This is a genomic window from Anabaena sp. AL09 (assembly GCF_001672255.1).
Lineage (GTDB): Bacteria > Cyanobacteriota > Cyanobacteriia > Cyanobacteriales > Nostocaceae > Dolichospermum > Dolichospermum lemmermannii.
On the sequence record NZ_LJOQ01000079.1, the window covers coordinates 1 to 10,406 of the forward strand.

Annotated in this window: 7 protein-coding genes and 1 pseudogene; 5 read left to right on the plus strand and 3 right to left on the minus strand. The window is 36.9% G+C overall.

All coding sequences use genetic code 11. The features are described from left to right. From AN490_RS14615 to AN490_RS14630, 4 genes and pseudogenes are all read left to right on the plus strand, one after another. Positions 1-125 (plus strand): annotated as a pseudogene (locus AN490_RS14615) (photosystem II D2 protein (photosystem q(a) protein)); the annotation flags it as partial. Further along, entirely contained in the window at positions 109-1,491 is a 1,383-nt protein-coding gene (gene psbC, locus AN490_RS14620; RefSeq protein WP_213713303.1) for a photosystem II reaction center protein CP43, read from the plus strand. The pseudogene AN490_RS14615 and the gene psbC, both read left to right, overlap by 17 nt. A 218-nt stretch (positions 1,492-1,709) precedes the next feature. Then, complete coding sequence (locus tag AN490_RS14625; protein ID WP_300004629.1) at positions 1,710-2,708, plus strand: hypothetical protein; 999 nt, start codon at positions 1,710-1,712, stop codon at positions 2,706-2,708. Positions 2,709-2,844: 136 nt separating this feature from the next. Then, entirely contained in the window at positions 2,845-3,471 is a 627-nt protein-coding gene (locus tag AN490_RS14630) for a Uma2 family endonuclease (protein ID WP_300004632.1), read from the plus strand. Positions 3,472-3,483: 12 nt separating this feature from the next. Here the strand turns inward: AN490_RS14630 and AN490_RS14635 are convergent, their stop codons facing one another. From AN490_RS14635 to AN490_RS14645, 3 genes are read right to left on the minus strand one after another with little or no spacing between them, the layout of a single operon-like run. Next, positions 3,484-4,317: an SWIM zinc finger family protein gene (locus AN490_RS14635; RefSeq protein ID WP_300004635.1), complete on the minus strand. Its 834-nt coding sequence runs from the start codon at positions 4,315-4,317 to the stop codon at positions 3,484-3,486. Positions 4,318-4,320: 3 nt separating this feature from the next. After that, on the minus strand, positions 4,321-5,259 hold the full coding sequence (locus AN490_RS14640) for a DUF4351 domain-containing protein (RefSeq protein ID WP_300004638.1): 939 nt from the start codon (positions 5,257-5,259) through the stop codon (positions 4,321-4,323). Positions 5,260-5,266: 7 nt separating this feature from the next. Then, positions 5,267-8,458 (minus strand): DEAD/DEAH box helicase, encoded by a 3,192-nt coding sequence (locus AN490_RS14645; protein WP_300004641.1) that lies wholly within the window; start codon positions 8,456-8,458, stop codon positions 5,267-5,269. 193 nt (positions 8,459-8,651) lie between these two features. Here AN490_RS14645 and AN490_RS14650 point away from each other — a divergent pair, with 193 nt between their 5' ends. Next, positions 8,652-10,166, plus strand: a complete 1,515-nt coding sequence (locus tag AN490_RS14650) for a serine/threonine-protein kinase (RefSeq protein WP_300004644.1) — start codon at positions 8,652-8,654, stop codon at positions 10,164-10,166. Positions 10,167-10,406 lie beyond the last annotated feature (240 nt).

The following is a 10,406-nucleotide window of genomic DNA, read 5'->3' on the forward strand; positions in this document are numbered from 1 at the left end:
AAACTTTCTATACCAAAAACATTTTACTAAACGAGGGTATCCGCGCTTGGATGGCTCCTCAAGATCAACCCCACGAACAGTTCGTATTCCCAGAGGAGGTACTCCCACGTGGTAACGCTCTCTAATAGAGTTATTAGTGGTGGACGCGACCAAGAATCCAGCGGCTTCGCTTGGTGGTCTGGCAACGCCCGTTTAATCAATTTATCTGGTAAACTACTTGGCGCTCACGTAGCCCATGCTGGTTTAATCGTCTTCTGGGCTGGAGCAATGACTTTGTTTGAAGTCTCTCACTTCGTCCCAGAGAAGCCTATGTATGAACAAGGCTTGATTCTGCTTCCTCACCTCGCCACACTTGGTTGGGGCGTTGGTGCAGGTGGTGAAGTTTTTGATACATTCCCCTACTTTGTTGTCGGTGTACTTCACCTGATTTCCTCCGCAGTTCTAGGCTTTGGCGGTATTTATCATGCTGTTCGTGGTCCGGAAACCTTAGAAGAATATTCTGCTTTCTTTGGTTATGACTGGAAAGACAAGAACAAAATGACCAACATCATCGGCTTCCACCTGATTATCTTAGGATGTGGTGCGTTGTTGTTGGTGCTGAAGGCTATGTTCTTCGGTGGAGTTTATGATACCTGGGCTCCAGGTGGTGGTGATGTGCGTGTGATTACTAATCCCACACTCAACCCCGCTGTTATCTTTGGCTATTTAATTAAAGCTCCCTTCGGTGGCGAAGGCTGGATTATTAGCGTTGATAACATGGAAGATATTATCGGCGGTCACATCTGGATTGCTTTCACTTGTATTGCCGGTGGTATTTGGCACATCTTCACCAAGCCTTTTGCTTGGTCACGTCGGGCCTCCATTTGGTCTGGTGAAGCTTACCTATCCTATAGCTTGGGTGCGCTCTCCTTGATGGGGTTCATTGCCTCTGTCATGGTGTGGTTTAATAACACCGCTTACCCTAGCGAATTCTATGGTCCTACGGCTGCGGAAGCTTCACAAGCTCAAGCCTTAACCTTCTTGATTCGTGACCAACGCTTGGGTGCTAACGTCGGTTCTGCCCAAGGGCCTACAGGTCTAGGTAAATACCTCATGCGCTCTCCATCTGGTGAAATCATCTTCGGTGGTGAAACCATGCGCTTCTGGGATTTCCGTGGTCCTTGGTTAGAGCCTCTTCGTGGCCCCAACGGTCTTGATTTGGAAAAAATCAAGAATGATATTCAGCCTTGGCAAGCTCGTCGTGCCGCTGAATACATGACCCACGCGCCTTTGGGTTCTTTGAACTCTGTGGGTGGTGTGGCTACAGAAATTAACTCCTTTAACTATGTGTCTCCTCGCGCTTGGTTGGCGACTTCACACTTCGTTTTAGGATTCTTCTTCCTCATTGGTCACTTATGGCACGCAGGCCGCGCCCGTGCTGCTGCTGGTGGGTTCGAGAAGGGTATTAACCGTGAAACAGAACCAGTAATGTTTATGCCTGACCTCGACTAGGTTGTTTTTAGCTTAATTTCATTACTGAGAATATAATGCTTTTGATAGCTCTTGCCTCACCGCAAGGGCTTTTTTTGTGGTTTTCTGTGTAAGTTTACACATTAAGCTTTATTAAGTAAGAGTAAAAATTTAAAATAAATTTTGCACAGGTACTTACAATAATTAAACATTGCTGCTAATATATAATGTAACAAATCAATCTTACTCAGGGTTAAGCAATGAATAAGCTAAAGTTCGGCACATCTGTATTAACAGTTGCTGCTGGTTTGGTAATGGGGACATCAATAAATCAAGTTGTTATAGCTGAGGAAGTTGTTGTAGAACCAATTACTCAGCCAGTAGTTACAAATGAAGTTATTGCCACATCAATCACTCCTGAAAAAACTGAAACTCATCCTCAACCAGGAACTTTCAGTTATAATGCTGGTGATTTACTAGCAAAAGTACCACTGGATTTAGATGTATTTTGCAAAAGTTATCCTTTAAATTCTCGCTGTACTGAGCGTTCTACTCCATCAAAACCACAGAGGGGAGAGTCAAAACCTACTCAAGAATCTAAACCTACCGAAGAAATGAGCCAAACTTCTGTAAAAACCAGAGGTTGGGCAATTACACCTGAAATTAGTACATTAGGTGTTGGTGCAACAGTCACTAAATCTATAACACCTAATGTCAATGCTAAATTAGGCATTAATGGCTTAGGTATAAGTAGAGATGTTAGCTTGTCCGATGTTGATTATAAAGCAGATATCAACCTCTTGAATATATCCACCCTCGCTGACTACCATCCTTGGAAAAATGGCGGTTTCCGTTTGACTGGAGGCTTGGTATTTCAGGACAATAATATAGAAGGAACTGGGAAAGCCAAAAATGGTGGAAAAATTAATATCAATGGTGTGGATTATGATACTACAACTCAACTGACATCAGTGAAAGCTAAGGTTTCTTTGGGCAATAGTGTCGCCCCATATCTTGGTATTGGTTGGGGTAATGCTGTGAAACCTGGTAAACATTGGGGATTTTCCACAAGTTTAGGTGTAATGTTTGCAGGTTCCCCAAAAGTAGTATTAACACCTGAATTTGGTCCTGGTGCAACGCCCGATTTAAAAGAGAAAATTAACAATAACATCGAAGCGGAAAGGAAAAAACAAGAAAGCGATCTGAATTGGTTGAATATTTATCCTGTTTTTTCTCTTGGTGTTTCTTATCAATTCTAGTTGACAATTTGGGGTGTGTCAGATGTTGAAAATATATTCATTATTACTGAGTTATCAACTTTGACGCACCCTAAAAAAATCCGAATTTTCATTTGCTATAATTAAATTAACTTGTATTTTATTCTTAGATATACAAATGATCATCACCAAACATCGCGCTGATAGAGTTATGCTTTATAACATCAGTTGGCAACAATTTGAGAATCTGCTGCAAGATTTAGGAGAACATCGGGCGGCTAGAGTGGCTTATGATGATGGAAATTTGGAAATTATGACACCTTTACCAGAACACGAGTATTATAAAAAAGTTATCAGCACTGCGGTTGAAGATATTGCCGAAGAGTTGAATTTAGACTATGAAAGTTTGGGTTCTACCACGTGGAAGCAAGAACGCAAAATGGCAGGAATTGAAGCTGATGATTGTTTTTATTTTCAAAATGAAGCATTAGTTAGGGGTCGGTTAGATTTAGATTTGCAAAAAGATCCACCTCCTGATTTGGCTTTAGAAATTGATGTTACTAGTAAATCTTTAAATCGGTTTTCTATTTATGCTCGTTTGGGAATTCCTGAGATTTGGTGTTATGATTCTGGCGAATTGAAGATTTACCTTTTGCAAGCTGGGGAATATCTGGAATCTGAGAAAAGTTTAGTATTTCCTAGTTTAGAAATTCGGGATTTACCACAAATAATTGAACAAAATCGGGCAAATGGTAGAAGGGCAATTAGAAAAGCTGTTAGGGAATGGGTAAGGAGTAAAAAGTAAGAGAAGAAAAACTTATTGTCCCACATTCATCGCTGCTAGAAATGCTTTTTGACTCACATCTTGATAAATGGCTTTTAAATATTTCATCACTAAATCACTAGCAGGTAAATTAGTTGTATTTTCCTCATCTTTCGCTAAGGGAATTGTCCCTAATACATCTAATACTGTTTCACTAACAGCAGGTGAAATAACTACTAAAGACGATTCTAACGGCTGATTATATTGCCAAAAATCATCTATTTTAACGGGATATTGATGTTCAGAAACTTCTGGTTGAATTGCCGATATTTCTTGAATTGTTTCTACATTTTTAGTGCTGCGTAATTGACGTAAATCGCTGATAATTTGCTCTTTGGTGCGTCCACGTAATTGAAATAATACAAATGGATCTTCACTAAAGCGATCGCCTAATTGATAATATACTGCACCTATATGTTTACAAGGAACGGCTTTATCAGGACAAGAACATTTACTGTGAACATCAGTCAGAGTAAAGGGAAACAATGATAAACCATTACTGATAAAAACTTCTTCAATATTTTGTGGCATTTCTCCCGCTAATAACTTAGCCGCAAAAATCGCCTTTTGAGACATTGTTTCCACAACATAACCCCATTCTTCCTCACTAAAAGCATCAAGAGATAAAGAAACTTTATAAGGTTCTGCTTCACTACCTTGTACTCTAGCTAATACTTTCGCAGCTTTAAATTTAATACTCAAAACATTTCCTTGTCGAGAATAATTTCTTGCCCGTTCTAAGCGCTTTTTAAATCGGTAAGAATCCAGTAAATCGAGCCATCTTTGTGACCACCATTCCCGACTTGCTTGTAAGGTTTCGTTACTCATATATTAAAGATTATCTAACCAATTTTGCAAATCTTCCACAGTACCTAAATCAAATATTGCTTCTCCCAAAGTCTCAATGATTTCTATATTTAAACTTCTAATTTCAGTTTCTAATTCTCGATCAATTTGTCCAAACTTCCTATTAATTAAACGGAGAATTAAATTTTTTTCTCGTTCAATTCCTCGTTCAATTCCTCGTTCAATTCCTCGTTCAATTCCTTCTTCCATCCAACTGGTGACAATTTGCATAACTTCCTCCTTTTCTTCTTTGATTAATGTACCTATTTCTATTTGAAATTTCTCTTTTTCTATCTTATTCAATCTCAGATATGTGTCAATGAAACCTGATATTAATTGCATTTTGGCTGGATTTAATTTTAAGGTGACTAATAACCTTAAACATTCTGCTTTGACTTTTGGCCTATCTTCTGGTGCTATGCTCATTTTTGACATCAAAGCCGATGCAACTGGATTTGGACGGGCTAAAAAGTCTCGCCAGTTGAGTTGATTCAGTTGCACTACTTGATAATTAAATTTTAGCACTTGAAAATCAGGAAAGTTGATTTGATAGTTATTTACGGCTACGGTTTTGGGTGAGTCGTAGGAAAATATCACTATGGGATATATTGGTAAGTCCAATTTTTCATCTAATCTGGCAAAATAACGAAACATTCTTTGATTAAATTTCGCCCTTGCACCTGATTCGGCTTCAATATGAATCACAAAATAAGAAGGTTGACCTAAAAATTTAACTTTGGCTATCAGGTCGGTTTCATATTTGTCTCCTGCGGTAACATCAGTAAATATTTCCTTGTCTAAGAATATAATTGATTCAGTGTCTATATATTCGAGAACTTGAGGAAAGAATAATTCTATAAATTCTATGAAAAAAGTTGATATTAGTTCTTTGAATAACCGGTCATGGTCTATGTTTTCTGTCATATCTTCCTTAAACTTCATCTTCTTCGATGACTGCATTCCGATCTAATATTAATAAGTTGCGAAGTTGGTCTGTATCCATTTCCGTTAACCAATCTTCTCCTGCACCTACTACTTGTTCTGCGAGTTGTTTTTTACTTTCTATCATATCATTAATTTTTTCTTCTAAAGTCCCAGTACAGACGAATTTATGAACTTGAACATTGCGAGTTTGACCAATTCTAAATACTCTGTCTGTGGCTTGATTTTCAACTGCGGGATTCCACCATCTATCAAAGTGAAATACATGATTTGCCCTAGTTAAATTTAAGCCCACACCACCAGCTTTTAACGATAAAATCATAATTGGTGGTCCTTGGGGGTCATGTTGGAATCTATCAATCATTTCTTCTCTTTGTTTTTTGCTGGTACTACCATATAAAAAGAATATTTCCCGTCCTAATTTCTTTTCTAAATAAGGTTTTAGCAATTTACCCCATTCAGCAAATTGTGTGAAAATTAAAGCGCGGTCTTCTTCTACTAAAACTTCATCTAACATTTCCTCTAGTCGTTGTAATTTAGCTGAATGATGTTTTTCTAAAGTTGTTAATTTTAAATATTGAGAAGGATGATTACATATCTGTTTTAGCTTCACTAATAATCCTAAAATCATCCCCCGACGTTGTAACCCTTCCGCAGATTCAATTGCTACTAAAGATTCATCTACTAATTGTTGATATAGTGTAGCTTGTTCGGAAGTTAAGCCACAAAAAACCGTCATTTCTTGCTTATCTGGCAAGTCTTGAATAATGTCCTTATCACTTTTTAACCGTCGCAGAATAAAAGGTTGAACTAAAGAACGTAATTGATTTAAAGAAGCAGTATCACCATACTTTTCAATCGGCATAGCAAACCGTCTTTGGAAAAATTGTTTATTCCCTAAATATCCAGGATTAAGAAAATCTAAAATAGACCATAATTCTTGTAATCTATTTTCTACAGGTGTTCCTGTTAAAGCAATACCAAATGTGGTTTCTAATTGCCGGACGGCTTGTGATTGTTTTGCTTCTGAATTCTTGATATTTTGGGCTTCGTCTAAAACAATTATTTGCCATTCAATTGCTTTCAATAACTTAATATCGCGGTGAATCAGTGCATAGCTAGTAATTACTATATCGTGTTTATTAACTGCTTCTGTAAATGCTTTACCTTTGGGGCGTTTATCACCGTGATATTCTAAAACTTTAAGAGTAGGAGCAAATTTTTTGACTTCTTTTTGCCAATTGCCCATAACAGAAGTAGGACAAACTAATAAAGTTGGTTTTTCTAATGCGTTTTGTTCTTGGAGATGAAGTAGGAAAACTATAAACTGCACGGACTTACCTAATCCCATATCGTCCGCTAAACAAGCGCCCAAACCCCATCTTTCTAAAAACGCTAACCAAGCTACACCACGTTCTTGATAAGGTCTTAATTGTCCGGTAAAATTGCCAGGAGTTGGTAAAGTTTGAATTTCTTGATTATTAGTTAATGTCCCAATTAATTCTTCCAATGCACCGGAAGCTTCAAAACTGACAACAGGTAATTTTTCAATTACTTGAGTATCTCCTTTACTAATGCGTAAAGCATCTTCTAAGGAAAGAGACATTTGTTCTTTACGGGAACTAAAAAAAGTTTGGGCAGTTTTAATATCTTGGGGACGTAATTCCACCCATTCACCATTAATTTCGACTAAAGGACTATTTAATTTTACCAGTTTATCAAACTGAACTTTAGAAATTGTTTGTCCACCAATTGCCAAATGCCATTGAAAATTTAATAAACTTTGTAAACCCAAGCGTCCTGATTTTTGTTGAGGAGTTTCGGCACTAATTTTTAACCCTAAACGATTTGCCCACCCTTCCCGATTTGCTAAACTAGGAGGTAAAATTACGCCTAAACCACTATCTTCAAATTTCCAAGTTACAGCTTTGATAAATTCATAAGCTTCCATGGGGGTAAGGTGACAAAATTCGGGAGATGCAGTTTCTAAACTAGGGGTAATTATCGGATACAATCGAGAAGCTAAACCCAAACCTCGCAAAAATGTTTCTTGAGGTTGTGCGATTGTGCGATTTTGATAAACTAATTTTTCTACAGATTGATGCCAAATTGTCGCTGCGTCTATTAAAAATTCTAGGTTATCTGCTGCTTGGAGAAAATATTTTAAACTCCAATTTGGTTCTTCATTTTCTGGAGGCAGCAATTGAAAACAAGTTCTAAATAAAGCTTTACCTGTAAGTTGATATTGTAATGGTAAAGTCCAAGCTTTTAATGTAGTTTCTAAACGTTCTCCTCCTGCTGCATCAATTATATTATTTTCATTAATTAATCCTTGTAACCATTGCTGTAATGCCGCAGGTAAGGACATCATGATTCTAGGTTCAAGAGGAGATTGAGAACCAACCATTAACCGCAATTGATTATCTGTAATATTATTGAGAAATGATAATATAATTTCTTGAGGTAATAATGGTAAATCAATTGCTATATTTTCGGTAGTTTGTTGATATGTTCGACAAGCTAAGGGCATTTGTGAGGCGAATTTCTCTAACCTAGTGACATCTACAGCACTATCTAAAAGTACCTGCCATTTGGCAATTAAATTACTATCTTGTTTTTCAACAGTTGGTAAAAATTTACAACGAGAAATTAAGTCTAAATGCCATCTAAAAATATGTACCCAAAAATGAATATCTGCTCCTAATAAAGCTGATTTACTATCATTTGTACTCAAAGGTAAAGATGTGAGAAATTGAATTGCTAATGCCGGAGTGAGACAAAAACCATCAATTTGCCAAGGATGTAAATATTGTGAAGATGGAGAATCTATATCTACGCTGACAGAATGAACTGGAGAAATTGTTGTCAGTTCTGATTTCTTATTTTCTAAAAAATAAGTTGGTAAAGAAATTATTTGTGAATGAATATGTAATTTTGTTTCTGTTGCTGATTTACTTTTAATTCTTTGTTTAGTATTATTAGATGGTTGAATTAAATGAGCAATTGATAAATTAGATGCTTCTAACCATTCATTTAATTCCCCTGATGTCATAGCCAATGGATGTAAAGGAATTTCAGCAGATACTTCAGTCTGTCCCTGTGAAGAACGCCAAGTTTCTCCCCAAATAAAGAAATAGCTATTTCGATTATTTAGTATCCAAGTTCCGTGTAAAGTTGCCATGTTCAAATATACTAATTATTTTTTTAATTGTTCTGTCGCATCTTTAGCTAGAGCGAAAGATACTGAATCTGTCCCTCTAACTTAAATAGTAACAAACGTTGGACTGAAACAAAACTTTTACAGTCTGATTTTCAACAATCCCTACTTATAGTAAAATCAAAATATACTGTTATACTTATTCCCTCTTAGAAATATGAGCAGCTACCCAGATTTCCAAGCACAAGGCTATGAGGTTACTAGAGAACTAGGACGCAACCGGGAAGGTGGTAGAATTACTTGGTTAGCAACAAATCTTAACACAGGGCAACAAGAAGTAATTAAACAGTTTTGTTTTGCTCAAGCGGGTTCAAATTGGTCCGGTTCAGAAGCCCACGCACGAGAAATACAGGTACTCAAAGGATTAGATCATCCTGGTATTCCCAGTTACTTGCATTCCTTTGAAACCTCCGATGGTTTTTGTTTAGTTCAAGAGTATATTCATGGTTCTACTTTAGCAGAACCTCGCAGCTTTTCACCAGCAGAAATTAAACAAATTGCAGTTAAGATATTAGAAATTCTGGTATATTTACAAAATCGGATACCGTCGGTAATTCATCGAGATATTAAACCAGAAAACATTTTAGTAGATGAACAAATCAATGTCTATTTAATTGACTTTGGTTTTGCTCGTATTGGTAGTCATGATGTGGCTGGAAGTAGTGTTCTTAAAGGAACTCCTGGTTTTATTCCCCCAGAGCAAATGTTTAAACCCACAAATGCTACAGATTTGTATGCTTTGGGTGCAACTTTGATCTGTTTACTTACAGGAATCAAGTCAACAAAAATAGATCAATTACAAGATGAAGATGATCCTTATTTGATTAAATTTCGTCATCTTTTACCCCAGTTAAGTTTGCGGTTTATCGGTTGGTTGGAAAAAATGGTACAACCGAAGCAAAAAGACAGATTTACTAATGCAGAATTAGCTTTAGAATCACTCAAACCCCTTGATGTTATTCGTGTACCAGGAGTTGATTTTAGTGAAACAGTTTTAGAGTTTCAAGCATATAAATTAGGGGAAAAATTAACTAGGGTTATTGTTATTGAAAATCCTATACCAGATACCTTATTAGAAGGTAAATGGGAAGTTGCACCTCATCCTCAAGACCCTCCCCATACACCAGATAATCATGCTTGGATTTCAGTTACACCTGCTCAGTTTAGTAGGAATAATATTCGTTGTCAGGTTGAGGTGGATACGAGTAAATTGATGGCAGATAAGCAGTATAAACGTCAATTGATTCTTCATAGTAATGCTTATCCTGCGAGTCATACTTTAATGGTGAAGGTGCAGACGGCGGCTTTACCCATTGAGAAGAGAAAATTGCCCTATTGGCGTTTAATTGCGATGTTTTTACTGGTTGTGGGTGGGGCTGTGGGTGGGGCTATGGTTATGGCTGTGTATCTGGCTGTGTGTCTGGCTGTGTGTCTGGCTGTGGAAATGATTAAAGAGGCTAAAAACTTGTTTACTAATATACTAATACTACTCATATTAGGATTGGGAATTAGTGTGGGAACGGGAATAATAATAGGCTTTAACACATTTATTTTGTTAGCACTAAATGCAACTAGTTTACCCGCACTTTCTATGCTGGTTTATCCACCCCTAAAAAGACGTAAATTAATTGCTAAATATCGTCAGTCAGAGGAATCTTTAATTAAGCCGTGAAAATGTCAGTCATGTAGGTTGGGTTAAGCGACAGCGCAACCCAACAAAAGATATAATGAAAATGTCTGAATCAGGATATCCAGGATTTAAGGATTTACAGGATGAAGGGATTAAATATTTATTGTCTGAATCAGGATATCCAGGATTTGAGGATTTACAGGATGAAGAGATTAAATATTTATTGTCTGAATCAGGATATCCAGGATTTAAGGATTTACAGGATGAAGAGATTAAATATTT

What these genes read in the sequence shown, in the direction of transcription:
- AN490_RS14630 (WP_300004632.1), top strand. Translation starts at nt 2,845, where the DNA reads ATGATCATCACCAAACATCGCGCTGATAGAGTTATGCTTTATAACATC.
- AN490_RS14635 (WP_300004635.1), bottom strand. Translation starts at nt 4,317, where the DNA reads ATGAGTAACGAAACCTTACAAGCAAGTCGGGAATGGTGGTCACAAAGA.
- AN490_RS14640 (WP_300004638.1), bottom strand. Translation starts at nt 5,259, where the DNA reads ATGACAGAAAACATAGACCATGACCGGTTATTCAAAGAACTAATATCA.
- AN490_RS14625 (WP_300004629.1), top strand. Translation starts at nt 1,710, where the DNA reads ATGAATAAGCTAAAGTTCGGCACATCTGTATTAACAGTTGCTGCTGGT.
- AN490_RS14645 (WP_300004641.1), bottom strand. Translation starts at nt 8,458, where the DNA reads ATGGCAACTTTACACGGAACTTGGATACTAAATAATCGAAATAGCTAT.
- AN490_RS14650 (WP_300004644.1), top strand. Translation starts at nt 8,652, where the DNA reads ATGAGCAGCTACCCAGATTTCCAAGCACAAGGCTATGAGGTTACTAGA.